Here is a 23,530-nt window from a genome sequence, read left to right as displayed (position 1 = left end):
GGCGGCGCGCGGCGTCGTCAGGGTAACGGTCGATTATCGCATGCCCGGCGCCCCGCCGCGAAAGCGGTCTCATCGGGGGTGGGCCCGGAACGGCCGAAGCCCCGCCAGGGCGGGGCTTCGGGGGACGAACAAGGGCCGCGTGGGCGGCCCCGGGCGAGCCTTACTGGCCGGCCTTCACCGCCACGAAGGCGCTGTTGCCGTTGCCTGTGCGCACCAGCAGCATCACCACATCGTCCTTCTTGTAGCTGGACAGCGCCCGGTTCAGGGCCTCCATGCTGCCAACCGGGGTGCGGCCGACCTGCAGGATCACCATGCCCGGAGACAGGCCGGCATCACGCGCTGCCTGGCCCTTGACCCCGGTGATGCGCACGCCTTCGTTGCCATCCAGGCCGAGCTGCTTGCGCTGCGGCGCGGTCAGGTCGCTCACGTCCAGACCCAGCAGGGCATTGGCGCCGGCCTGCGGTGCCGCATCGGGCTTGGCGGCAGCGGCCGCACGAACATTGCCCTGCCCGTCTTCGTTCAGCGCCGTAAGGGTGGCGCTGAGATCGCGCTGCTTGCCGTCGCGGATCACGCCCAGGGTGACCCGGCTGCCCGGCGCCATCGCGCCGATCAGCGGCGGCAGGTCGGACCAGCTGTTGACCGGACTGCCATTGACCGAACGCACCACGTCGCCGATCTGCACACCGGCCTTCTCCGCGGCACTGCCCGGCACGATCTGGTTGACCAGCGCACCACGGCTGTCCGGCAGGCCCAGGCCCTGCGCCTTCAGCGCATCGATCGGTTCGACCACCGCGCCGAGCTGGCCGCGGGTGACCTTGCCACTCTTCTTGATCTGCTCGACCGCGCTCATCGCCAGGTCGATCGGGATCGCGAAGCTGATGCCCATGTAGCCGCCGGAGGCGGAGAAGATCTGCGAATTGATGCCGACCACCTCACCGCGGGTGTTCAGCAACGGACCACCGGAATTGCCCTGGTTGATCGCCACGTCGGTCTGGATGAAAGGCACGTAGCGCTGGTCGGCACCGCCGGTGCTGCGGCCCAGTGCGCTGACGATGCCGGCGGTGACGGAATGGTCGAGGCCGAACGGCGAGCCGATCGCGACAACCCACTGACCCGGCTTCAGCGTGTTGGAATCGCCCACGCGCACGGTCGGCAGGTTCTTGCCATCGATCTTCAGCAGCGCCACGTCGTACTGCTGGTCGCTGCCCACCACCTTGGCGTTGAACTCACGGCTATCGCCCAGCTTGACCTTCACGTCACTGGCATCGGCCACCACGTGGTAGTTGGTCAGCACGTAGCCATCGGGCGAAATGATGAAGCCCGAGCCCATGCCACGGCCCTTGATGCTGGGGCCGCCGTCCTGCCCACCTGGTCCCTGCCCCGGCATCGGGAAGTCCGGGCCAAAGAAGCGGCGGAAGAACTCCGGCATGTCGTCGTCACCGCCCATCGGGCCCCGCGAAGCCTGACGGTTGTTGCGGACAATGGTCGTGTCGACGTTGACCACACCCGGCCCGACCTGTTCAACAAGGTTGGTGAAATCGGGCAGGCCGCTGACCAGCGGCTGCGCCGGTACCCTCGGCGCGGCGGCCGGCGCAGCCTGGGTCGGGGCGGCCGGAGCCGGGGCCTGCGCGCAGGCCATCAGCGGCAGGGTCAGGGCCAGCAGGCCCATGGCCTGCGTGCGGAGTCGGGGAGTCATCGGACGGCAACCTCCGGATCGGATGGAAAGAGGAATACGGGCCCCGCCGATGGCGGGGCGTGAAGGCGCCCGGCTCAGTCGCGCGGGCGCGGCGGCACCGGCAGGTCGTCCTGCAGGCGCGGCTCGAACGGGTAGAACGCGGCGCCACCGGTATGGGCCGGGAAACTGGCATTGAGCGCGCCGCCGGCGGCAGGCGCCAGGCTGGAACGCGGCCACGGCCGGGCCTGCAGCCCACTGACCTCACCAAACGGCATGTCGCGGCCGGCACTGGCCGGTACGGTCGGGATCAGCGGCGCCTGCGCAGCAGCCACCGTGCGCTGTGGCACGTCCTCGCGCTGGGCGGCACGCGCGGCCTGCTGGCTGCGGGTGGCACTGGCGCGGCGGCTGTCCTGGCGGCGACTGGCAGCGGCCATCGCCAGGGCGGGAGCCGCCGCCACGGCCATCGCCGCAGTGTCTGCAGAGGCCTCGGTCACCGGGGCAGGATCGGTCGGTGCGGCCGGAAGCTCTGCCTGGCTGGCGATCACCTGCGGTGCCAGCGGCTCGCCCGGGGTGGCTTCCTTCAGCTTCTCACCGCCCATGAACAGCGCCACCGCCGCCACCGAAGCGGCCAGTGCGGCACCACCGCCCCAAGCCCGCCAGCCACTGCGACGCACTTGACGGCGCGGCTCGGCCTGCGGCGAAGGCTCGGCGGCGATGGCGGCAGCCACGGCGGCACTGAACCCGGCAGGCGCCAGTGCCGACGCCTGCCCGCGCATCACATCGCCCAGCAGCTGCCAGCGCTCCTGGCAGCCGGCCAGTTCGGGGTCATGCTCCATCCGGCGCAGCAGGAAGCGCGCTTCATCAGCGCCCAGCTCGCCATCGACCAGGGCCGACAGCTGCTCGCGATGGCGCTGGTCCAGGCGCTGCCCGGCGGGCGATTGATGGTTCTGCGATTCGTTGAACGGATTACTGGTCATACGCGGCTCTTCTCACGGGTGGCGCTGCCGATGTCCAACAGCGGCCGGAGTTCGGTGTCGATCGCCTCGCGCGCCCGGAAGATCCGTGAACGCACGGTGCCGATCGGGCACCCCATTTTCTGCGCGATTTCCTCGTAGCTCAGGCCTTCGACCTCGCGCAGGGTGATCGCCGACCGGAGCTCTTCCGGCAGCGCGTTGACGGCCTTCATCACCGTCTGTTCCAGCTCCTGGCGCATCAACTCGCGTTCGGGCGTGTCGGTGTCGCGCAGGCGCGTACCGCTGTCGAACTGTTCGGCATCGCCGATGTCGATGTCATCGGTCGGTGGCCGTCGATTGTGTGAAGCCAGGTAGTTTTTGGCGGTATTCACGGCGATTCGATGCAACCAGGTTGAGAACTGGGCATCGCCACGGAAACTTCCGATCGCGCGGTAGGCACGGATGAAAGTGTCCTGGGCGACGTCCTGACATTCGCTCCAGTCGGCGATGTAGCGACCGACCAGGGCCACCACGCGATGCTGGTACTTGCGCACCAGGACATCGAACGCGGCGCTCTCGCCGTGCTGCACGCGCCGGACCAGCTCCAGGTCCAGCTCCTGAGGTGTATCAACATCGGCCATGAGGGGCCGCACTCCTGTCAGCCCAACCGACGTCGGGCAATGAGACTGCCAATCCCGGGAAAAGTTCAGTCGCCGATCACTTGGCGCCGCACCAGCTTTTAACCACCGTTCCGTTAGCGTCCCGGTCCACGGCCATGGATCCGGGGTCGCCACTCCCCTGCTATTGGGATTTGACGCGGGGGAAACAACCTCTGGATCATAGCCGCTTCTCCATACACAACCGGATGGAACGTCCATGCTCTCAGGCTTCGATGGTCTCCGCTTCAGCCACTGGCACCCCGAGATCCGCGACGACGGCGTGGTGGTTCTCTCCCTGGATCGTCAGGACAGCAGCGTCAATGCGATGTCGCAGGACGTGCTGCTGGAACTGGGGGACCTGCTGGAACGCATCGCACTGGACCCACCCAAGGGCGTGGTGATCCAGTCGTTGAAGAAGGCCGGGTTCATTGCCGGCGCGGATCTGAAGGAGTTCCAGGAATTCGATCGTCGCGGCACCGTCAACGATGCCATCCGCCGCGGCCAGGCCACCTACCAGAAGTTGGCCGAGCTGCCCTGCCCGACCGTGGCGGCCATCCACGGCCACTGCCTGGGCGGCGGCACCGAGCTGGCACTGGCCTGCCGCTACCGCGTGGCTTCCAATGACAGCAGCACCCGCATCGGGCTGCCGGAAACCCAGCTCGGCATCTTCCCCGGCTGGGGCGGAAGCGCGCGCCTGCCGCAGCTGGTGGGCGCCCCGGCGGCGATGGACATGATGCTGACCGGCCGCACCCTGTCGGCCTCGGCCGCGCGTGGCATCGGCCTGGTCGACAAGGTGGTGGCACCGGCAGTGGTGCTCGATACCGCCGTGGCGCTGGCCCTGTCCGGCACCACCCGCCCGTTCAAGCAGCGCACCACGGCGTGGGCGACCAACACTTGGCTGGCCCGCACCCTGCTGGCGCCGCAGATGGTCAAGCAGGTCGCGCGCAAGGCGAAGAAGGACCAGTATCCGGCGCCGTATGCGCTGATCAGCACCTGGCAGCGCAGCGGCGGCAAGCCGATCCAGGCCCGCCTGGACGCCGAACGCCGTGCGGTGGTGAAGTTGGCCAGCACGCCGACCGCGCGCAACCTGATCCGCATTTTCTTCCTGACCGAGCGCCTGAAGGGTCTGGGCGGCGGTGATTCCGGCATCCGCCATGTGCACGTGGTCGGCGCCGGCGTGATGGGTGGCGACATCGCCGCATGGGCCGCTTACAAGGGCTTCGAGGTGACGCTGCAGGACCGCGAGCAGCGCTTCATCGAACCTGCCATGGAACGCGCGCAGGCGCTGTTCGCCAAGAAGGTGCGCGACGAGAGCAAGCGCTCCGCCGTGGCCGCACGCCTGCGTGCCGACCTGGAAGGCAACGGGGTGGCCGAAGCCGACCTGGTGATCGAAGCGATCATCGAGAATCCGGAAGCCAAGCGCGCGCTGTACCAGACGCTGGAACCGAAGATGAAGCTGGACGCGCTGCTGACCACCAACACCTCGTCGATCCCGCTGGTGGAGCTGCGCGACCACATCCAGCGCCCGGCGCAGTTCGCCGGCCTGCACTACTTCAACCCGGTGGCGCAGATGCCGCTGGTGGAGATCATCCATCACGACGGCATGGCGCCGGAGACCGAGCGACGCCTCGCCGCGTTCTGCAAGGCGCTGGGCAAGTTTCCGGTACCGGTGGCCGGCAGCCCGGGCTTCCTGGTCAACCGCGTGCTGTTCCCGTACATGCTGGAAGCAGCCACTGCGTACGCCGAAGGCATTCCAGGCCCGGTGATCGACAAGGCCGCCGTGAAGTTCGGCATGCCGATGGGCCCGATCGAACTGATCGACACCGTGGGCCTGGACGTGGCGGCGGGCGTGGGCCGTGAACTGGCGCCGTTCCTCGGCCTGCAGATTCCGGCGGCCTTGCAGACGGTGGAGCCGGACAAGCGTGGCAAGAAGGATGGCCAGGGCATCTACACCTGGGAAAACGGCAAGCCGAAGAAGCCGGACGTGGCCAGCGATTACCAGGCCCCGGCCGATCTGGAAGACCGCCTGATCCTGCCGCTGTTGAACGAAGCCGTGGCGTGCCTGCACGAAGGCGTGGTGGCCGATGCGGACCTGCTGGATGCGGGCGTGATCTTCGGTACCGGCTTTGCACCGTTCCGTGGCGGTCCGATCCAGCACATCCGTGCGGTGGGTGCCGATGCGATCGTCGAGCGGTTGAAGGCGCTGCAGCAGCGCCACGGTGACCGTTTCGCCCCGCGCCCGGGCTGGGACAACCCCGCCCTGCGCGAACCGGTGGTGTAAGGGGTTTTATCGGCCGGGCCTGCGGCCCGGCACCCGCAGAGGCAGCCGCCGAAGCAAAAGCCAGAGCCAGAGCCGGAGCAACAGCCGGCTCTGGCTTTTCTGTTTGTTGGGCGGGGCGGTGTCGGGTTGCGGGGACGCCGTAAACCTGTGGTGGTCTAATCAACTTGGACACTCGATAGGATCAATTTCGAGCATCGAGGTAGACCCATGGCAAAACAGATCACTCAGGGCATGAGGGATGAGGCGGTTCGCCTTGTCGTTGTGGAGGGGCAGACAGTCAGGGACGTCTGCCAGCTGATGGATGTCGGCCCGACGGCGCTGAGGCGCTGGATCGAGCAATGGCGGCGAAAGCATGACCCTCAGGCCGAGGCACCGCCGGTGGATGCCCAGGTCAGAATCGCCGAGCTGGAGGCCCAGAATCGCAGGCTCAAGGAGGAGCGCGACCTGCTAAAAAAATCCATCGCCTTCTTCATTCGGGACAGCGATCACCGGAACAGGTGATCCAGGAATTGGGGAAGGTCGCTCCGATCCGGTTGGTGTGTCAGTTGATGGACTATCCCCGTAGCAGCTACTACGCCTGGCTGCACCGGGAGCCCCGGATTGACCGGGCGCTGCTGGCCCAGGTTGATCTGGTTCGTCGCATTCATCAGTCCCATCGGGGGAGCTGTGGCTCTCGCAAGATGGCCAGGGAGCTGACCAACTGCGGCCTACCCATGGGGCGCTACCGCGCCCGGACGCTGATGCGCCGAGCCGGTGTCAGGGCGCGACAGCACCGGCGGCACAAGTACCACAGCCTTGGGCCGCAGGCACTGACGGCGCCCAACGTGTTGGAACGCCAATTCAACCCGGCGGCCCCCAACCAGGTCTGGGCAGGGGATATCACCTACATCCCGACCCAGCAAGGCTGGCTCTATCTGGCCATCGTGGTGGATCTGTTTGCCCGCCGGATCGTGGGCTGGGCTCACTCTCACGAAGGGGATGCCTGGCTGGCCGTCAGAGCCCTGCGCGGGGCGCTGAAACAGCGTCGTCCCAACGGGCGACTACTTTTCCACTCGGATCAAGGTCGGCAGTACACCAGCCATGCCATGGCCGAAATCCTGCGTGACAACGGCATCACCCAGAGCATGAGCCGGAAGGGCAACTGCTGGGACAACGCGGTGGTGGAACGGGTTTTCGCCACCCTCAAAGGGGAATGGCTTTACTCCAAATACCCCACTCGACAGGAGGCGGCAGCAGACATCGAGCAGTTCGTGGACTGGTACAACCACCGTCGGCTACACAGTGCCAACGGCCTTGTGCCACCTGCGCTTTGTGAAGAGCAGGTGGCCTGAACTCCCTTTGGGAGTGTCCAAAAATACTGGACCACCACAACCCGTCCTTGGGGGCTTGGCCGCGGCATCCATGCCGCGGACACCCCGCAACCCGACACCGCCCCGCCCCTGACAGCTTCCCGGTGACGGTCGGTGAACCGCGAATCTGGTTGATGGCTACTGCGAACTGGTGGGTGGCTACCTTGGTTGCCACCAGGAGCGAAGCGACCGGCGTTTGATTTTTATTTTCTTTTTTCTTCTCCGTGGCTGGACGCACACGGAAACTGTCAGAGGCCGGGCGGGTGGGTGGCGCAGGGGCGTGAGCCGCATGGATGCGGCGATCGAGTTTACATGGACGTACTTGCAGCGTCCCCTGCGCCACCCACCCGCCCGGCCAAGCGCGGCTTCTGCTTCTGCTTCTGCTTTTGCTTTTGCTTCTGCCTTCAGCGACCAAGCAGCCAGCCACGAGGGGCTGCGCCGTTGGCTGGAACAACCTGTTACCCATACGGGGCATGTGCCCGTCACAGCTGCATGCGATGCTGCCCCCCTTATCCCTGCCAGCGAGAACGCCCGCATGACCACCATCATCGCCCCGCGCGTGCACGACATCGGCGGCCTCGAAGTCCGTCGCGCCGTTCCCACCCTGCAGGCCCGCAGCATCGGCTCGTTCGTGTTCGTCGACCAGATGGGCCCGGCACTCATGCACCCCGGCACCGCCATCGACGTGCGCCCCCATCCGCATATCGGCCTGGCCACCGTGACCTACCTGTGGTCGGGTGCGATCGGACACCGCGATACGCTCGGCTCGGACCAGGTGATCCGTCCCGGTGACGTCAACTGGATGACCGCCGGCCGCGGCATCGCTCATTCCGAGCGCACGCCGCAACCGGACCGCGACCATGACAACCCGATCCACGGCATGCAGACCTGGGTGGCGCTGCCGAAGTCGCACGAGGAAATCGAACCGGCGTTCTACCACCACGCGGCGGCCACCCTGCCCGAGCAGCGCCGCAACGGTGCCTGGCTGCGCGTGATCGCCGGCCGCGCCTATGGCGAGGAATCGCCGGTGAAGGTGTTCGCCGACACCCTCAACGTGGCGATCGATCTCGACCCGGATGCGGAGATCGACATCGACGACGGCCATCGCGAACGCGCGTTGTACATCCTCGAGGGCGAGGCGCAGCTGGATGGCGTGGACATCCCCGCACAGCACCTGGTGATTCCGGAAGCCGGCGCACGTGGCCGCCTGCGCGCGAAGACGCCGGTGAAGGCCATGCTGTTCGGCGGCGAGCCGCTGGATGGCCCGCGTCATCTGTGGTGGAACTTCGTATCCAGCTCGAAGGAGCGTATCGAGCAGGCCAAGCACGATTGGGAGGCCGGCCGCTTCGGCACCATTCCGGGCGACGACAAGGAATTCATCCCGCTGCCGCAGTACTGAACATCGCGTGTTGCACACATCCGAGGGTGTATCCCTGCACCCGGCGTTGACGCTACAGTCACCCGCTGATCACTGAAATGTGACATAAATCACACTTTCACCGTCAAAGGAGTGCAACACATGAGCATGGGTAAACGCTTGTCCGCCGAATTCCTCGGCACGTTCTGGCTGGTTCTGGGTGGCTGCGGCAGTGCGGTGCTGGCCGCCAAGTTCGGCGGTGATGGCAATCCGCTGGGTATCGGGTTCCTCGGCGTCGCCCTGGCCTTCGGCCTGACCGTGGTGACCGGCGCCTATGCGTTCGGCCATATCTCCGGCGCGCACTTCAATCCGGCGGTCAGCGTCGGCCTGTGGGCCGGCGGCCGCTTCCCGACCAAGGACCTCGTGCCGTACATCATCGCCCAGGTGGCTGGCGGCCTGCTGGCCGGCTTCATCCTGCTGCAGATCGCCTCCGGGGCCAGCGGCTTCGCCATCGATGGCAGCCAGGCCGGTGCGTTCGCCAGCAATGGTTATGGCGCGCTGTCGCCCGGCGGTTACAGCGTGGCCGCGGCCTTCCTGTGCGAAGTGGTGCTGACCGCCGTGTTCCTGATCGTGATCATGGGCTCCACCCATGGCAAGGCACCGGCTGGCTTCGCGCCGCTGGCGATCGGCCTGTCGCTGACCCTGATCCACCTGATCAGCATCCCGGTCACCAACACCTCGGTGAACCCGGCCCGCTCCACCGCCGTGGCCTTCTTCGCCGGCAGCGGTGCGGTCAGCCAGCTGTGGCTGTTCTGGGTCGCTCCGCTGCTGGGCGGCGCGATCGGCGGCATCATCTACAAGTGGATCGGCAACGACCGCTGAGGCCTGTGCGGACCATTGCGGCCGATCTTCGGCCGCAATGGTTACGCTTGTAACCGCAATTTGTGCGATCGCTCACGTTCCGTTAAGGTTGAGTTGACCGTCCGTGCACATGCCGGCCGGGGTGGCATCCGGGGATGGGATGCCAAGGCTGCCGGTCCATCCGGCGGAGCCAACGACACACCACCTTGGGGGATGCATGAAGTTCGCGCCTGTAGTGTTGTCGAGCCTGCTGTTCGCTGCGGCCCAGGCCGCCGCGCAGGCTCCTACCGAATGTCCTTCATTGCCGGCCAGCAGCGGCCTGCAGTGGCAACAGCAGGCACAGGCCGATTTCCTGGTCTGCCGCGCCAGCACCGGCGATGGCCGCGAGGTATTGAGCCTGATGCTCAGTACGCGCGATCCCAACCTTCCATTGAACCGCTCGCTGCGCCAGGAAAAGGGCAGTTTCGGCGGTGAATCGCTGTACTGGTACCAGCCCGACCTGGGAGGCCAGCAGCCGCCCGGCTATGCCGAGCGCCGCATCAGCGTGGTCAAGCTCGACAAAGGACGTTACGCGCAGATTTCGCTGTATCCGGACAGCGCGCAGGAACTGGGCTCGCTGCAGCAGCTGGCGCAGGGCATGAGCCTGACCCCGTCGGCCGTGGCTGCCGGGAACTGACGATGGCGGGGATGACTGCCTGGCAGCATCCCCGCAGGATCCGACGCGCGGGACGTCCGCCGGGCATGGCCCGGCGGCGTTACCGGCTTCTTTCGCCGGGCCATGCCCGGCGCAATCCCTCAGAACTTGCCTTCCTGGAAATCGACGAAGGCCTGCATCAGTTCCTGCCGCGTGTTCATCACGAACGGGCCATGGCGCATCACCGGTTCGCGCAGCGGACGACCGGCCACGAGGATCAGCCGCGCACCCTCGCTGCCTGCCGACAGATGCAGCTGCTCGCCACCGCCCAGCACCGCCAGTTCCTGTCGGGCGACGTCGCGCGCCGCATCCTGCTCACCCACCGTCACCGCACCTTCGAACACATACGCAAACGCGTTGTGCCCTTCCGGCAAGGCATAGGTCCAGGCGCGATCCGGCGCCAGCGTGATGTCCAGGTACAGCGGATCGGTGGCCGGCTGCACGATCGGGCCCTGCGTGCCATCCACGGTGCCGGCAATGACCTTTACGTCCACGCCCGCTTCCGGATGCACCACCGGAATCCGCTCAGGGGCGAATTCCTGGTACTTCGGATCCGTCATCTTCTCCTTCGCCGGCAGGTTCACCCACAGCTGGAAGCCGCGCATCTGCCCGCTTTCCTGCTCGGGCATTTCCGAATGCACCAGGCCGCGGCCTGCGGTCATCCACTGCACGCTGCCCGGGGTCAGCAGGCCCTCGTTGCCGTGGTTGTCGCGATGCCGCATGCGCCCGTCGAGCATGTAGGTGACGGTCTCGAAACCACGATGCGGATGCTCCGGGAAGCCGGCGATGTAGTCCTCGGCACGGTCCGTGCCGAATTCGTCGAGCAGCAGGAACGGATCCAGGTCCGGCAGCGTGGGGCCGCCGATGACGCGGGTCAGGCGCACGCCGGCACCGTCGGAGGTGGGCATGCCACGGATGGTCCGCAGCACGCGGGCCGGTTCGGGAAAGCTCATGGCGACTCCTGTTGGATGGATGCCACTGAAGATGGACGCCACACGGCTGCGTGCCAATGGACGGCGCCGCAACCGATTGTTCCATCCCTGATGTTCGCTGCACGTCAGCACAACAAGCGTACGACCAAAGTACTACCGCCGATTCGTCCTGTGCCAATTGACCCTGCCGAGGGCACGCGGGACTCTTTGACTGTCTTTCCGGGAGAGAGCACCTCATGAAAGGGTTTTCCAAAATAGGCTGGGCGGCCCTCGCCCTGCTCGGCGCCTTCTGTCTGGGCACCGTGGCCCTGCGCCGCGGCGAACACATCAATGCGTTGTGGATCGTCGTCGCCGCGGTTTCGCTGTACCTGGTGGCCTACCGCTTCTACAGCCTGTTCATCGCCAACAAGGTGATGCAGCTGGACCCGACCCGGGCCACCCCGGCGGTGATCAACAACGATGGCCTGGACTACGTGCCGACCAACAAGCACGTGCTGTTCGGCCACCATTTCGCCGCCATTGCCGGTGCCGGCCCGCTGGTCGGCCCGGTGCTGGCCGCGCAGATGGGCTACCTGCCCGGCCTGCTGTGGCTGGTGGTGGGCGTGGTGCTGGCCGGCGCGGTGCAGGACTTCATGGTCCTGTTCCTGTCCAGCCGCCGCAACGGTCGTTCGCTGGGTGATCTGGTGCGCGAGGAAATGGGCCAGGTGCCTGGAACGATCGCGTTGTTCGGCGCGTTCCTGATCATGATCATCATCCTGGCAGTGCTGGCGATGGTGGTGGTCAAGGCACTGGCCGAAAGCCCGTGGGGCATGTTCACGGTGATCGCGACGATGCCCATCGCGATCCTGATGGGCGTGTACATGCGCTACATCCGCCCCGGCAAGATCGGCGAGATCTCCGTGGTCGGCCTGATCCTGCTGCTGGCCGCGATCTGGTACGGCGGCAAGGTCGCCGCCGATCCGGTGTGGGGCCCTGCGTTCACCTTCACCGGCACCCAGATCACCTGGATGCTGATCGGCTACGGCTTCGTCGCCTCGGTGCTGCCGGTGTGGCTGCTGCTGGCACCGCGCGACTACCTGTCGACCTTCCTCAAGATCGGCACCATCATCGCGCTGGCCATCGGCATCCTGGTGGTGATGCCGGAACTGAAGATGCCGGCGCTGACCCAGTTCGCCGCCAGCGGTGATGGCCCGGTGTGGAAGGGCGGCATGTTCCCGTTCCTGTTCATCACCATTGCCTGCGGTGCGGTGTCCGGCTTCCACGCGCTGATCTCCTCGGGCACCACGCCGAAGCTGCTGGCCAATGAAGCACACATGCGCTACATCGGCTACGGCGGCATGCTGATGGAATCGTTCGTGGCGGTGATGGCACTGGTCGCGGCCTCGATCATCGATCCGGGCATCTACTTCGCGATGAACAGCCCGGCGGCAGTGATCGGTGCCGATGCTGCATCGGCGGCGCACTACATCACCAACACCTGGGGCTTCACCATCACCCCCGAACAGCTGACCGCGACTGCGGCGGCGATTGGTGAACCGACCATCCTGCATCGCGCAGGGGGCGCACCGACACTGGCGGTGGGCATCGCGCAGATCCTGCACGAAGCGATTCCCAGTGGCAGCGACGCGATGATGGCGTTCTGGTACCACTTCGCGATCCTGTTCGAAGCGTTGTTCATCCTCACTGCAGTCGACGCTGGCACCCGTGCCGGTCGCTTCATGCTGCAGGACCTGCTGGGCAACTTCGTGCCGGCGCTGAAGAAGACCGAGTCGTGGACCGCCAACATCATCGGTACCGCCGGCTGCGTGGCGCTGTGGGGCTACCTGCTCTACACCGGCGTGGTCGATCCGTTCGGTGGCATCCAGACGCTGTGGCCGCTGTTCGGCATCTCCAACCAGATGCTGGCCGGTATCGCGCTGATGCTGGGCACGGTGGTGCTGTTCAAGATGAAGCGTGACCGCTATGCGTGGGTGACGGCGGTGCCAGCGATCTGGCTGCTGATCTGCACCACCTACGCCGGCTTCATCAAGATCTTCGACAGCAACCCGGCACAGGGCTTCCTGGCGCAGGCACACAAGTTCCAGGCCGCCCTCGCCAGCGACACCATCACCGCACCGGCCAAGTCGGTGGCGCAGATGAAGCAGATCGTGGTCAACGCTTACGTCAACACCGGCCTGACCGCGCTGTTCCTGATGGTGGTGGGCGCAGTGCTGGTGTATTCAATCAAGACCATCCTGGCGGCACGCCGCAACCCGCAGCGCAGCGACCGCGAGACCCCGTACGTGGCGCTGAAGCCGCATGAAATGGTGGACCTGTGATGAGCACGCAACTGGTTCCCGCCGGCCAGTACCAGGCGCACCGCCGCATCTGGCGGCGCCTGGTGCAGACCGCACGGCTGTGCTGTGGCATTCCTGATTACGACAACTACGTCCGGCACATGCTGGAGAAGCATCCGGACCAGGAGCCGATGGACTACAAGACGTTCTTCCGCGAGCGCCAGGAAGCGCGCTACGGCGGACGCAACGGTGGTCGTTGCTGTTGAGGTTCTGGGTGGGTGCCGGGCTTGCAGCCCGGCGCCCGCAGAGGCCGGAGCAACTGCAACTGCGGGAGCGTCTGCTCTGGCTTTCTGTGGGTTTGGCGGGGCGGTGTGGGCTTGCAGGACACGCCGTAAACCCGTCCATGGGGGCTCGATGGCGCCATCCATGCCGCCAACGGTCCTGCAAGCCCACACCGCCCCACCTTCGACAGATTGCCGGTGACGGCGACACACATGCGGGGTCAGATCCATTTTCCGAAGGAAAACGGATCTGACCCCATTTTGTTTATCGATATCTGACAGAAAAATCTTGTCGACCAAGGTCGACACCTATCCAAAGCCACGCGTGCCAGCAGTCGCCGTTACCCACAGCCGCGTGAACCTGTCGAAGGCGGGGTGGGTCCGGTTGCGGGGGCGTGAGCGCCATGGATGGCGCGACCGAGCCTACATGGACGTATTTACGGCGTCCCCCGCAGCCGGACCCACCCCGCCATCCCACGGAATGCCCGCTGTAGCCGTTGCTGTTGCCGTTGCACTGAGCGGGTGCAGGGCTGCAAGCCCTGCTGGCCTACTCCACCAGTGTGATCGGCGTCAGCGTGACCCTGGCGTTGTTCGCCGCGCCCATGCGATCGGTGTACGCCTGGCCACGCTGTACCAGGTAGAAGCTGTCCACGTAATCGATGTCGTTGGAGAACCACGACGTTGGCATCGCCTTCAGAATCGCACCTGCGATATCGGCGATCACCGAATACTCCGGCGCAAACGCGCCCAGTGCCGCCTTCACACCGTTGCTCAGCGCCACCAACAGGTCCTGGTAGTTGGTGTCGCCGTCATCCTCGAACAGCTGGACATTGGCCGCGTTGAAGCGGTAGTTGCCCCACAGGATCAGCGCCTGCCGGGGGGTGTAGTCGGTCTTGTCATAGTCCAGGTAGGGCATGTCGACCGTAGCCATTTCCGGCTCGGCCTTGCCGACCTGCAGCCCGGACACCACTGCGAACACCTCGGCCGCGCCCAATGCCCACGGCTCCTGGTCATCGGCCAGGCGGATGCGGTCGAGACGGGTGATATCCAGCGACGCGCGCGCGCCATCGGCCGACAGCTGGATGCGCTCGGGTGACTGCAGGCCCCGTGCGCGCAACCCGGCGTTGACCAGCGCCATGCCCTCCTGCACCGAACGGCGGGTATCGATATCGACGATCAGCACCGGAAATGACGGCGCACGCTTCGCATCCAGCACATGCGCGCGGCCCTGCGCGTCGTAGGCGGTCAAGGTGGTCCAGTCCCGGTCATTGCCGCGCGGCAGGCTGGCCACCCACAGCTGTTGCGGAGCGGTGTCCGCCAGCGACTGGCCCTCAGGAACATAGGCGCGCAGCTGCAGCAGGCCCTCACCCTGCTCCGACAATCCCTTGGCCTGGCGCAACCGTTGATCGTTGCTGGCCAAGGCGGCACTGGCCCGGGTACGAACATCCGGGTCAAAGCGCTCCATCACCGCATCCAGGGCCACGGCATGCTCGGGCGATGCCACCAGCGTGCCGCGCACGATCTCGGCAAAGCCCGGTTGCGTGATCAGCGAAGCCACCTCGCGCGCGCTCGCCTCGGTCACGGCCTGAACCTGGGCGCCACGCGCAGTTGCAGCACCTTGTGCAGTTGCCCCCGCACTGGCCAGCAGCAGCGCCAGTACTGCAACCCCGCGAATCATCTGTCGTTGCGTCATTCCAGCCCCCCGGCAACGTCGCTGCGGATGAGCGACAGGTGCTGCCTACGCTACGACGCTGACACCATGCGTGCCGGTATGTACTGCACAGTTCCACCTGCGGCCGGCAAAAAAAGAGCCGAGCATGGGCTCGGCTCCATACGGGAATGCGATCCCACGGAGGCCCGGACTCAGCCGTTGGCCATCCACTTCAGGATCAAGCCAGTGACATAGGCCAGCCCGGTGCCGGTGGCATAGCCCACCGTGCCGAGCAGCACGCCCACCGGCGCCAGCGTCGGGTGGAACGCCGCCGCCACCACCGGTGCCGACGCCGCCGCACCGATGTTGCCCTGCGAACCGATGGCAAAGAAGAACAACGGCGCGCGCAGCAGCTTGGCCACCACCCACAGCACCAGCACGTGCGTGGCCATCCAGATCGCGCCGAGCAGGAACAGCCACGGCCGATCCAGCAGCGACAGCAGGTTCATCTGCATGCCGATGCAGGCGATCAGGAAGTACAGGAACACTGTGCCCAGCCGCGACGCACCGGCCGCTTCCAGCCGCCGCGCGCGGGTGAAGCTCAGGCCCAGGCCCATCGCGGTGGACAGCAGGATCACCCACACGAACTGGCTGTCCAGGCTGAACTGGCTTGCCCAGCTGACGTTGGCCTTGAACCAGCCGGACAGCGGCGCAGCGATGGCGTGGGCCAGGCCGACACCGCCCAGTGCCACGCCGACGATCACCATCAGGTCGGTCATGCTCGGAATGCGTGCGTTCTGCGCCTCGTAGGCACTGATGCGCGCCTTCATCTCGTCGATGGCACGGGTATCGGCACCGTTGCGGGTGTCGATCTGCTGTGCGCGGTTGGCCAGGAACAACAGGATGGCCATCCAGAGGCTGGCGCAGGCCACGTCGACCACCGCGAACTGGCCGAAGGTGGTGGCATCGGTGCCGAACACCTCGCGCATGGCGACCATGTTGGCGCCGCCACCGATCCAGCTGCCTGCCAATGCGGCCATGCCGGCCCAGGTATCACCGGCCACGGTTTCCGGGTGGATCAGCTTCATCAGCTGGAACGAGACGATGGCGCCGAGCATGATGCCGGCGGTACCGGCGCAGAACACGAGCAGCAGCTTCGGCCCGAGCTTGATGACCCCTTTCAGGTCGATCGACAGGGTCAGCAGCACCAGCGCGGCCGGCAGCAGCACGTCGCGTGCAACCGGGTTGTACAGCGAGGTGTTGTGGCCATCGATGACACCGGCGGTGTTGTAGATGGCGGGGATGAAGTAGCACAGCAGCAGCGCCGGCACCCAGGCGAAGATCTTCTTCAGCAGAGGGGTCGGGCCACTGGCAGCCCAGAAGATCAGGGCCAGGGTGGCGGCAATCAGGCCCAGGCCAACGATGTCGTTGCTGATCAGGGCAGTAGCGGGTTCGGTCGGCATGGGATCCTCTGTCGATCGAAAGAGCGGGAAAAAAAAGCGCCGCATAAAGCGGCGCATCCGCAGATTAACATTGTCTTCACGCCGGGTCATGCTGCAGTGCCGGCTGCCCTTTGCCGGAACCTCTCCCATGCAGCTCGGCGCCTTCTCCGTCAGCCTCTCGGTCCGGGACCTGTCGGCCTCCCGCACCTTCTACGAAGCACTGGGCTTCTCGGTGACCGGCGGCGAGCCGGCGCAGAACTGGCTGGTGATGCGCAACAACGGCATTGTCATCGGCCTGTTCCAGGGCATGTTCGAAGGCAACCTGCTCACCTTCAACCCGGGCTGGGACCAGCACAAGCAGGAACTGCCCCACTTCCAGGACGTGCGCGAGCTACAGGCGGAACTGGATGCGAAGGGCATCGAACTGGCGGTGCGCACCGACCCTGATGGGCAGGGCACCGGCTATCTGCAGCTGGCCGATCCTGATGGCAATGTGATCCTGATCGACCAGCACGTGGCGCGGCCAAACGGGCGTTGATGCGGACAGCCATTGCGTGGGTAGGCGTCGACCTTGGTCGATGGACGGCATGCCAACCGAGGTTGGCATCCCGCAGGACGGCCGGTTCAGGCCGGACGTGAGGCGCTGAAATCGAGCGTGGCGCGCGTTCCGCGCGGGTCACAGGGATGCAGCTGCAGGGTCCAGCCCAGGTGTTCACACAGTCGTGCGATCAGATCCAGGCCGATGCCGCCGCCACGGTCCGCGCGTTCACCACGGGCCATGCGCGCGTGGATCGCCGCAATCTCCTCCGGGCTCATGCCATGCCCCGGATCCTGCAGGGTCAACACCGCCGACGAACTCAGCCGCAGTTCGATATGGCCGCGCCCACTGTTCTCGATGGCATTGCGCAGCAGGTTGCCGATCGCCGCCTGCACAACGGCCAGCGGCGCGACGATGTCCACCGGCGCAGCCTGGATGCCGATGCTCAGGTCCTTGTCGCCGAGCAGGTGACGATGGTCGTCAACGATTTCCGGCAACAGCTGGTCCAGCGCGATGCGCTCGGCGCGCGCGGCCAGGCGCGCCGGATCACGGGCCAGCACCAGCAACAGTTCGATCAGCTGCTCCACGCTCTGCGCGGTGCGCAGCACGCGCTGCATCTGCTGACGTGCACGCTCGGGCAGCCCCGGCTGCTCCAGCGCCAGCTCGGCAGCGCCGGTCATCACCGCGATCGGCGTGCGCAGTTCATGGCTGGCGGTGCTGATGAAGACCCGCTCGCGTTCGACGAACTGCTCGTTGCGGTCCAGATAGTCGTTCAGCGCATCGGCGATGGTGTGCAGCTCCGAGCTGCCACGCGGATCGACCTCGACGCGCTGGCCCTGAACGCCCGGCCGCAGCGCGGCGATGTGCTGCGCCAGCAGGCTCAACGGACGCACCATGCGTTCCATGCCGAACGACGCCATCAGCACGGTGACGAAGATCATGATCACCCCGGCCAGCATCACCCAGCGCGTGGCGAACTGTTCCAGGTCATGGAAGTCGGAGATGTCCAGAACCAGCGCGACCCGGCCCATCGACTCGGTTTCGCGCACCATCACCGCCGTCTCACGCCCCTTGACCATCACGCCGTCATGCAGCCCCGGATGCAATGTGCGCAGGCCCTGGGGCAGGTTGACCGCATCGAAGCGGTACAGGCTGAGCGTGTCCGAATCCTGCCAGCGGTAATGCGGCTCGTGCTCGACGTGCTCGACGATGCTGTCCAGTTCGGAATTGAGCAGTGCGCGCCAGGCGGCATGCTCGGCATGTTCATGCACATAGTTGCCGACGCTGAACACCGCGATCGACAGCAGCGCCAGATAGCCCAGCAACCACCACACCACGCGCCGGTACAGCGGCCCCGGCTTACGCGCCTTCATCGCCATCCTTGCTCGCATCGCTGGCGGTGGTCACCGCCAGCCGGTAGCCCACCCGCGGCAGGGTATGGATCAGTTTCTCGGCGAACGGACCATCGACGCTGCGGCGCAGTTCGTAGACATGCGAACGCAGCAGATCGCCATCCGGCGGTTCGTCGCCCCACAGGGCGAATTCCAGCTGCTGGCGGGTGACCGCGCCCGGGCTGGCGCGCATCAACACCTCCAGCAGTTTGCGGCAGGCCGGGTACAGGTGCAGCACCTGGTTGCCGCGCTGGGCTTCCAGGGTGGCCAGATCCAGCACCAGGTCGCCCACCTGCAGGCGCTTGCGCGGGTTGCGGCCCTGCGCGCGCAGCAGCAGCGCTTCCAGCCGCACCTCCAGTTCCGGCAGCGCGAACGGCTTGGTCAGGTAGTCGTCGGCGCCGGCACGGAAGCCGGCAATCTTGTCCGGCAGCTCGTCACGCGCGGTCAGCATGATCACCGGCACTTCCGATGCATGCTCGGTGCGCAGCCGGCGCAGCACCTCCGGGCCCTCCATGCGCGGCAGCATCCAGTCCAGGATGACCGCGTCATATGGATGGCTTCCGGCCAGGTGCAGTCCGGTGATGCCATCCGGCGCCACGTCGAGCACGTGCCCGCGCGACTCGAAATAGTCGAACAGGTTGGCCACCAGCTGGCGGTTGTCCTCGATCACCAACAGACGCATGCACGAAACATCCACGGAAGTTCGTACCATGGTAGCGCCGCACATGTCGGAATGCGGTCGCCCCGGCGCCGCTCTGACGCTTTTCCCACCCCTGCCACCTCAGAATGGCCGTTTTGCTCCCGGAGCCTGCCGTGCCCGTAGCCCTGCCCCGCCGTTGGCGCCTGCCCCTGTTGTGGCTGCTGATCATTGCTGCGCTGGCAGCGGGGATCGGCCTTCGGCAACCGCAGCCGCCGGACGAGCCGCGCTTCGTGCTGGCGGCGAGGACCATGGTCGAGAGCGGACAATGGCTGCTGCCGCACCGCGGCGTGGAGCTGTATGCGGAGAAGCCGCCGGTCTTCATGTGGCTGCAGGCGGCCGCCTACGAGATCGTCGGCAGCTGGCAGTGGTCGTTCCTGCTGCCGTCGTTGCTGGGCGCCCTGCTCAGCCTGTGGCTGGTGTCGGACCTGGCACGGCGGCTGTGGTCGCCACGGCATTCCATCTACGCCCTGGCGGCGCTGTTCTGCACCCTGCAGTTCGGGCTGATGGCCAAGCGCGCGCAGATCGACATGGTGCTGGTGGGCATGACCACCGTGGCCCTGTGGGGCCTGATGCGCCACCTGTGCGAACGCCGCAATCTGCCCGCCCTGTGGCTGGCCGGCTTTGCCGCCGGCGTGGGTACCGTGACCAAGGGCGTGGGCTTCCTGCCGCTGCTGATGGTGCTGCCCTGGTTTGGCTGGTGGCTGTACCAGCGTCGCCGGGGGTACACGGTGGAAGGCCCGCATCCGGCCACCCTGCTGTGGCTGATCCCGGCCTTCCTGCTGGGGGTAGGGGTGTGGCTGGCGCCGCTGGGCTGGGCCCTGCTGCACACGCCCACGGCCGAACTGCAGGCCTACGCGCATGAGCTGTTGTTCAAGCAGACCGGTACCCGTTACGCCAATGCCTGGCACCACCGGCAGCCCGCCTGGTACTACCTGCAGGTGATCCTGACCCTGTGGCTGCCGGGCAGCCTGCTGCTGCCGATGCTGTTCAAGCCCTGGTGGCGCCGTATCCGCCGAGGCGACCGCCGCCAGTGGCTGCTGCTGGGCTGGGCCGTGCTGGTGCTGGTGTTCTTCAGCGCCAGCCCGGGCAAGCGCGAGGTGTACCTGCTGCCGATGCTGCCGGCCATGGCGCTGGCCGTGGCACCGCTGCTGCCCGGCCTGTTGCGGCGGCTGTGCGTGCGCCGCTACCTGTTCGGCTACAGCGTGGTGCTGATGCTGGCCACCGGCACGCTGGGCGTGATGCTGATGACCGAACACCCCTGGGCGGTAGCCCAGCTGGAACGCCGGGCGATGCCCGACACCCTGCTGCCAGTGCTGGGGGATGGCCTGCTGACCTTTGCCATTGCCCTGGCCACGCTGATCGTGTGGCTGCGGGTACGCCGCGCGGCAACGCTGGTGCTGCTGACCCACGGCATGCTGTGGATGCTCTACGGCCTGGTGCTGATCCCGGCGCTGGACCCCTACGCCTCGGCGTCGGCGCTGATGCGCCGGGTCGGCGCGCGGATCGGACCAGACGCCGAACTGGCGCTGGTGGCCTGGCGCGAACAGAACCTGCTGCAGGCCGACCGCCCGGTACGCGAGTTCGGCTTCAAGCGCCCCTGGGCCGAGCAATGGCATGACGCCGGCCCGTGGCTGGCCGAGGCGCCAGACAAGCGCTGGCTGCTGGTGCTGGACGACGCGATGAGCCCCTGCGTGGATCCGGCCAAGGTGATCGACATCGGTGTTGCCAACAGGAACCGTTGGCAACTGCTTCCCGGTACCGCTTGGAACCCGGAATGCCACGCCGAGCGGACAGGATCGACCGCCGAAGAAGACTGAACGTTGACACGTGCAGGACGAACATTAACCCGGCACGAACGAGCGTCCGACCCTTCTCCGACATCCAGGTGACGAGCATGACCGCGGATTCCCGAACCGCCCCTTCCCAGCATGCCCGTCCGTCCCCTTGATTCGGTAGCGCCGCTTGCGACATCGCCACTGGCGTCTCGATTTGCCGTAATTCACCTCTGGCTGCCTGTCGCAATCGGTCTGCCGTTGTTTACGCTGCTGATGGGCTTCGGCGGCGATCAATGGGTGGCCGATCATCTGTTTCGCCTTGAAGGCGGCCACTGGGCGTTGCAGGACGCCTGGATCACCCGCAGCGTCGTGCACAAGGCCGGCAAATGGCTGAGCACGGCAGCGGCGCTGGTCGTGATCCTGCTGTGCTTCCACCACTGGCGCAAAGGACGTGATCGCACCCTGCAATGGGCGCTGCTTTATGTCGTGATTGCCATGGCGCTGGGCACCGGCGTGATCTCCCTGCTGAAGTCGCTGGTACCGATGGAATGCCCGTGGGACCTGCTCCGCTACGGCGGCCACCAGCCTTTCATCGGGCTTTTCACGGCGCGCCCCGCAGGCATGGCCGCGCAAGCCTGCTTCCCGGCGGGGCATGCCAGCGCAGGCTACGCGTGGCTCTGCCTGTACTTCTTCGCGCTGCTGTGGCGCCCGTCCTGGCGCTGGGCCGGGCTGTGGATCGGCCTCGGCACCGGCCTGGTGTTCGGCATCAGCCAGCAGCTGCGGGGCGCCCATTTCCTTTCGCATGACGTTGCCACTGCGTTGATATGTTGGCTGCTTTCGCTGGGCCTGTATGTTCTGATCCGCCGTCAGCTGGACCGTCCCAACCGCCAGGAGGCAAACGCATGAGTGCATCGGTCCAACGCCCCGCCCGCCTCCCCGCCCTTGCGGGTCTTCGCCACTGGCGGCCGCAGCTTTCCACCGAAGCACTGATCGCGCTGACCAGCCTGTTCTTCGCGGTGGCCGGCAACGGCCTGTTCTGGCACAGCGCAATGGCCAGCCATCCGGGCAGCCTGCGCTACGGGCTTTCGCTGCTGCTGTTGCTGCTGGGTGCACACGGCGTACTGCTGGGCATCCTGGTCTGGCGCTGGAATGCCAAGGTGGTGATCAGCCTGTTGCTGCTGGTGACCGCATTCGCCGCGCACTACATGAGCCGCTACCACATCTACCTGGATGCGGACATGCTGCGCAACGTGCTGGCGACCGACCCCAAGGAAAGCCGCGAGTTGATGACCGTGTCGCTGCTGTGGCCGGTGCTGTTGCTGGCAGTGCTGCCGATGGTGGTGCTGTGGCGTGTGCAGCTGCGCCGGCGCAGCTGGGGCCGCAGCCTGCTCTGGCGCGTCGGCTTCCTGGTGGTGGCGGCAGTGACCGCCGTGGGCGGTGCGTTGATCTCGTTCCAGGATGTCTCGGCACTGATGCGCAACCAGCGCGAAGTGCGTTACCTCGCTACGCCTGCAAATGTGCTGCTGGGCCTGCCGCGTGCATTGCGTGGCGACAACCCGGTGCAGCGCGCGCCGAAGCTGCCGATCGGCACCGATGCCAAGGCTACGCCGCGCGGTGCGGCCAGCAAGCCTCGCCTGCTGGTGATCGTCATGGGCGAGACCGTGCGCGCGCAGAACTGGGGCCTCAACGGTGGCCGCAACACCACCCCGGAACTGGCCCAGGCGCCGGTGATCAACTTCCCCGACATGCACTCCTGCGGCACCAGCACCGAAGTGTCGCTGCCGTGCCTGTTCTCGCCGTGGGGGCGCCACGACTACGACGAAAAGAAAATACGCGCGCACCAGTCGCTGCTGCACGTACTGAACCGTGCAGGCATCGCACCGCTGTGGCGTGACAACCAGTCCGGCTGCAAGGGTGTGTGCGAAGGCCTGGAGTTCCAGTCGCTGTCCGATGCGACCACACCGGGGCTGTGTGCCGATGGCCGCTGCATGGACGAGATCCTGCTGCAGGACCTGGCCACCCAGGTGCGGGCCAAACCCGGCGACCGGGTGGTGGTGCTGCATCAGCTTGGCAACCACGGCCCCGCGTATTTCGAGCGCTACCCGGCCGCCTTCGCCCGCTTCAAGCCAACCTGCGACACCCGTGACATCGGCCGCTGCTCGCGCGAAGAGATCACCAACAGCTACGACAATGCCGTGCTGTACACCGATCATTTCCTGAGCAAGACCATCGGCACGCTGCAGGGCATGGAGGATTACGACACGGCGATGATCTACCTGTCCGACCATGGCGAATCGCTGGGCGAGAAGGGCCTGTTCCTGCACGGCGTGCCGTATGCGATCGCCCCGGCCGAGCAGACCCGCGTTCCGATGACGATGTGGTTCTCGCCGGGCTTCGCCAGCAGCCGCGGGCTGGACCTGCAGTGCGTGCGCAAGCGGTCGGCGGCCTATACCGACCATGACAATTTGTTCCCGTCGGTGCTGGGCCTGATGCAGGTGAAGACCTCGCTGTACGAGCGCGACCGCGACCTGTTCGCCAACTGCGAGAGTTGAGGCTTGTTTGGCAGGGCTTGCAGCCCTGCACCTGCAGAGGCAACGGCCGACGCAACGACAACAGCAACAGCGTGCATTCCGTGGGATGGCGGGGGGGGTCCGGTGGCAGGGGACGCCGTAAATACGTCCTTGTAGGCCCGGGCGCGCCATCCGTGGCGCTTAC

20 protein-coding genes are annotated in these 23,530 nt (G+C 66.4%); 12 read left to right on the top strand and 8 right to left on the bottom strand.

The window, feature by feature from the left end; translation table 11 throughout:
- Positions 1–160: 160 nt before the first annotated feature.
- The 3 genes from ACZK0Z_RS06195 to rpoE all read right to left on the bottom strand — a co-directional run bounded on the left by ACZK0Z_RS06195 (position 161) and on the right by rpoE (position 3,269).
- The gene (locus ACZK0Z_RS06195) at positions 161–1,696 is read right to left on the bottom strand and encodes a DegQ family serine endoprotease (RefSeq protein WP_049429925.1); all 1,536 of its coding nucleotides are present in this window, start codon (positions 1,694–1,696) and stop codon (positions 161–163) included.
- A gap of 74 nt (positions 1,697–1,770) precedes the next feature.
- Positions 1,771–2,652, bottom strand: a complete 882-nt coding sequence (locus ACZK0Z_RS06190) for an RseA family anti-sigma factor (RefSeq protein WP_197633737.1) — start codon at positions 2,650–2,652, stop codon at positions 1,771–1,773.
- On the bottom strand, positions 2,649–3,269 hold the full coding sequence (rpoE, locus tag ACZK0Z_RS06185; RefSeq protein ID WP_005410606.1) for an RNA polymerase sigma factor RpoE: 621 nt from the start codon (positions 3,267–3,269) through the stop codon (positions 2,649–2,651). Before rpoE ends, ACZK0Z_RS06190 begins: the two co-directional genes overlap by 4 nt.
- Positions 3,270–3,504: 235 nt before the next feature.
- Between rpoE and ACZK0Z_RS06180 the strand changes: the two genes are divergently transcribed.
- The 6 genes from ACZK0Z_RS06180 to ACZK0Z_RS06155 all read left to right on the top strand — a co-directional run bounded on the left by ACZK0Z_RS06180 (position 3,505) and on the right by ACZK0Z_RS06155 (position 9,811).
- Complete coding sequence (locus tag ACZK0Z_RS06180) at positions 3,505–5,568, top strand: 3-hydroxyacyl-CoA dehydrogenase NAD-binding domain-containing protein (RefSeq protein ID WP_197633738.1); 2,064 nt, start codon at positions 3,505–3,507, stop codon at positions 5,566–5,568.
- Between the two features lie 207 nt (positions 5,569–5,775).
- Positions 5,776–6,069 carry a transposase gene (locus tag ACZK0Z_RS06175; protein WP_019338990.1) on the top strand — a complete coding sequence of 98 codons (294 nt, stop codon included), beginning with the start codon at positions 5,776–5,778 and terminating at the stop codon, positions 6,067–6,069.
- Positions 6,066–6,899 carry an IS3 family transposase gene (locus ACZK0Z_RS06170; RefSeq protein WP_404830271.1) on the top strand — a complete coding sequence of 278 codons (834 nt, stop codon included), beginning with the start codon at positions 6,066–6,068 and terminating at the stop codon, positions 6,897–6,899. The genes ACZK0Z_RS06175 and ACZK0Z_RS06170 overlap by 4 nt, the downstream gene beginning before the upstream one ends.
- A 553-nt stretch (positions 6,900–7,452) precedes the next feature.
- Positions 7,453–8,316, top strand: coding sequence for a pirin family protein (locus ACZK0Z_RS06165; RefSeq protein ID WP_049427674.1), 864 nt, complete (start codon positions 7,453–7,455; stop codon positions 8,314–8,316).
- A 120-nt stretch (positions 8,317–8,436) separates the two neighbouring features.
- Complete coding sequence (aqpZ, locus tag ACZK0Z_RS06160; RefSeq protein WP_006462519.1) at positions 8,437–9,156, top strand: aquaporin Z; 720 nt, start codon at positions 8,437–8,439, stop codon at positions 9,154–9,156.
- Between the two features lie 196 nt (positions 9,157–9,352).
- Complete coding sequence (locus ACZK0Z_RS06155) at positions 9,353–9,811, top strand: hypothetical protein (RefSeq protein WP_049427671.1); 459 nt, start codon at positions 9,353–9,355, stop codon at positions 9,809–9,811.
- Positions 9,812–9,930: 119 nt separating this feature from the next.
- Here ACZK0Z_RS06155 and ACZK0Z_RS06150 read toward each other — a convergent pair whose 3' ends face one another.
- Positions 9,931–10,782 carry a pirin family protein gene (locus ACZK0Z_RS06150; RefSeq protein ID WP_049427670.1) on the bottom strand — a complete coding sequence of 284 codons (852 nt, stop codon included), beginning with the start codon at positions 10,780–10,782 and terminating at the stop codon, positions 9,931–9,933.
- Between the two features lie 215 nt (positions 10,783–10,997).
- Here ACZK0Z_RS06150 and ACZK0Z_RS06145 point away from each other — a divergent pair, with 215 nt between their 5' ends.
- A complete protein-coding gene (locus ACZK0Z_RS06145; RefSeq protein WP_197632960.1) occupies positions 10,998–13,079 on the top strand; it encodes a carbon starvation CstA family protein in 2,082 nt (693 codons plus the stop codon).
- On the top strand, positions 13,079–13,303 hold the full coding sequence (locus ACZK0Z_RS06140; RefSeq protein ID WP_005410613.1) for a YbdD/YjiX family protein: 225 nt from the start codon (positions 13,079–13,081) through the stop codon (positions 13,301–13,303). Before ACZK0Z_RS06145 ends, ACZK0Z_RS06140 begins: the two co-directional genes overlap by 1 nt.
- Before the next feature lie 562 nt (positions 13,304–13,865).
- Here the strand turns inward: ACZK0Z_RS06140 and ACZK0Z_RS06135 are convergent.
- Positions 13,866–14,996 (bottom strand): DUF3103 family protein, encoded by a 1,131-nt coding sequence (locus tag ACZK0Z_RS06135; RefSeq protein ID WP_197632962.1) that lies wholly within the window; start codon positions 14,994–14,996, stop codon positions 13,866–13,868.
- A 185-nt stretch (positions 14,997–15,181) separates the two neighbouring features.
- Entirely contained in the window at positions 15,182–16,432 is a 1,251-nt protein-coding gene (locus ACZK0Z_RS06130; protein WP_049429970.1) for a DUF819 family protein, read from the bottom strand.
- A 127-nt stretch (positions 16,433–16,559) separates the two neighbouring features.
- Between ACZK0Z_RS06130 and ACZK0Z_RS06125 the strand changes: the two genes are divergently transcribed.
- Positions 16,560–16,949: a VOC family protein gene (locus ACZK0Z_RS06125; RefSeq protein ID WP_197632989.1), complete on the top strand. Its 390-nt coding sequence runs from the start codon at positions 16,560–16,562 to the stop codon at positions 16,947–16,949.
- Between the two features lie 86 nt (positions 16,950–17,035).
- Here the strand turns inward: ACZK0Z_RS06125 and ACZK0Z_RS06120 are convergent, their stop codons facing one another.
- On the bottom strand, positions 17,036–18,322 hold the full coding sequence (locus tag ACZK0Z_RS06120; RefSeq protein WP_197632964.1) for a sensor histidine kinase: 1,287 nt from the start codon (positions 18,320–18,322) through the stop codon (positions 17,036–17,038).
- Positions 18,309–19,022, bottom strand: a complete 714-nt coding sequence (locus ACZK0Z_RS06115; protein ID WP_111205303.1) for a response regulator transcription factor — start codon at positions 19,020–19,022, stop codon at positions 18,309–18,311. Before ACZK0Z_RS06115 ends, ACZK0Z_RS06120 begins: the two co-directional genes overlap by 14 nt.
- A gap of 131 nt (positions 19,023–19,153) precedes the next feature.
- On the opposite strand from ACZK0Z_RS06115, the gene ACZK0Z_RS06110 reads away from it, so the two are divergent.
- From ACZK0Z_RS06110 to ACZK0Z_RS06100, 3 genes are all read left to right on the top strand, one after another.
- On the top strand, positions 19,154–20,857 hold the full coding sequence (locus tag ACZK0Z_RS06110; protein WP_049429974.1) for an ArnT family glycosyltransferase: 1,704 nt from the start codon (positions 19,154–19,156) through the stop codon (positions 20,855–20,857).
- A gap of 111 nt (positions 20,858–20,968) precedes the next feature.
- Positions 20,969–21,721, top strand: a complete 753-nt coding sequence (locus tag ACZK0Z_RS06105) for a phosphatase PAP2 family protein (RefSeq protein ID WP_049429975.1) — start codon at positions 20,969–20,971, stop codon at positions 21,719–21,721.
- Complete coding sequence (locus ACZK0Z_RS06100) at positions 21,718–23,367, top strand: phosphoethanolamine transferase (protein ID WP_197632966.1); 1,650 nt, start codon at positions 21,718–21,720, stop codon at positions 23,365–23,367. Before ACZK0Z_RS06105 ends, ACZK0Z_RS06100 begins: the two co-directional genes overlap by 4 nt.
- Positions 23,368–23,530: the final 163 nt, after the last annotated feature.

Source organism: Stenotrophomonas sp. 116085_Sma, from assembly GCF_056479585.1.
This window is presented reverse-complemented; position numbering and strand designations above follow the sequence as displayed.

Excerpts from the sequence above, each read along its gene's own strand:
- ACZK0Z_RS06195 (WP_049429925.1), bottom strand. The coding sequence starts at position 1,696 with ATGACTCCCCGACTCCGCACGCAGGCCATGGGCCTGCTGGCCCTGACC.
- ACZK0Z_RS06190 (WP_197633737.1), bottom strand. The coding sequence starts at position 2,652 with ATGACCAGTAATCCGTTCAACGAATCGCAGAACCATCAATCGCCCGCC.
- rpoE (WP_005410606.1), bottom strand. The coding sequence starts at position 3,269 with ATGGCCGATGTTGATACACCTCAGGAGCTGGACCTGGAGCTGGTCCGG.
- ACZK0Z_RS06180 (WP_197633738.1), top strand. The coding sequence starts at position 3,505 with ATGCTCTCAGGCTTCGATGGTCTCCGCTTCAGCCACTGGCACCCCGAG.
- ACZK0Z_RS06175 (WP_019338990.1), top strand. The coding sequence starts at position 5,776 with ATGGCAAAACAGATCACTCAGGGCATGAGGGATGAGGCGGTTCGCCTT.
- ACZK0Z_RS06165 (WP_049427674.1), top strand. The coding sequence starts at position 7,453 with ATGACCACCATCATCGCCCCGCGCGTGCACGACATCGGCGGCCTCGAA.
- aqpZ (WP_006462519.1), top strand. The coding sequence starts at position 8,437 with ATGAGCATGGGTAAACGCTTGTCCGCCGAATTCCTCGGCACGTTCTGG.
- ACZK0Z_RS06155 (WP_049427671.1), top strand. The coding sequence starts at position 9,353 with ATGAAGTTCGCGCCTGTAGTGTTGTCGAGCCTGCTGTTCGCTGCGGCC.
- ACZK0Z_RS06150 (WP_049427670.1), bottom strand. The coding sequence starts at position 10,782 with ATGAGCTTTCCCGAACCGGCCCGCGTGCTGCGGACCATCCGTGGCATG.
- ACZK0Z_RS06145 (WP_197632960.1), top strand. The coding sequence starts at position 10,998 with ATGAAAGGGTTTTCCAAAATAGGCTGGGCGGCCCTCGCCCTGCTCGGC.
- ACZK0Z_RS06140 (WP_005410613.1), top strand. The coding sequence starts at position 13,079 with ATGAGCACGCAACTGGTTCCCGCCGGCCAGTACCAGGCGCACCGCCGC.
- ACZK0Z_RS06135 (WP_197632962.1), bottom strand. The coding sequence starts at position 14,996 with ATGATTCGCGGGGTTGCAGTACTGGCGCTGCTGCTGGCCAGTGCGGGG.
- ACZK0Z_RS06130 (WP_049429970.1), bottom strand. The coding sequence starts at position 16,432 with ATGCCGACCGAACCCGCTACTGCCCTGATCAGCAACGACATCGTTGGC.
- ACZK0Z_RS06125 (WP_197632989.1), top strand. The coding sequence starts at position 16,560 with ATGCAGCTCGGCGCCTTCTCCGTCAGCCTCTCGGTCCGGGACCTGTCG.
- ACZK0Z_RS06120 (WP_197632964.1), bottom strand. The coding sequence starts at position 18,322 with ATGAAGGCGCGTAAGCCGGGGCCGCTGTACCGGCGCGTGGTGTGGTGG.
- ACZK0Z_RS06115 (WP_111205303.1), bottom strand. The coding sequence starts at position 19,022 with ATGCGTCTGTTGGTGATCGAGGACAACCGCCAGCTGGTGGCCAACCTG.
- ACZK0Z_RS06105 (WP_049429975.1), top strand. The coding sequence starts at position 20,969 with ATGCCCGTCCGTCCCCTTGATTCGGTAGCGCCGCTTGCGACATCGCCA.
- ACZK0Z_RS06100 (WP_197632966.1), top strand. The coding sequence starts at position 21,718 with ATGAGTGCATCGGTCCAACGCCCCGCCCGCCTCCCCGCCCTTGCGGGT.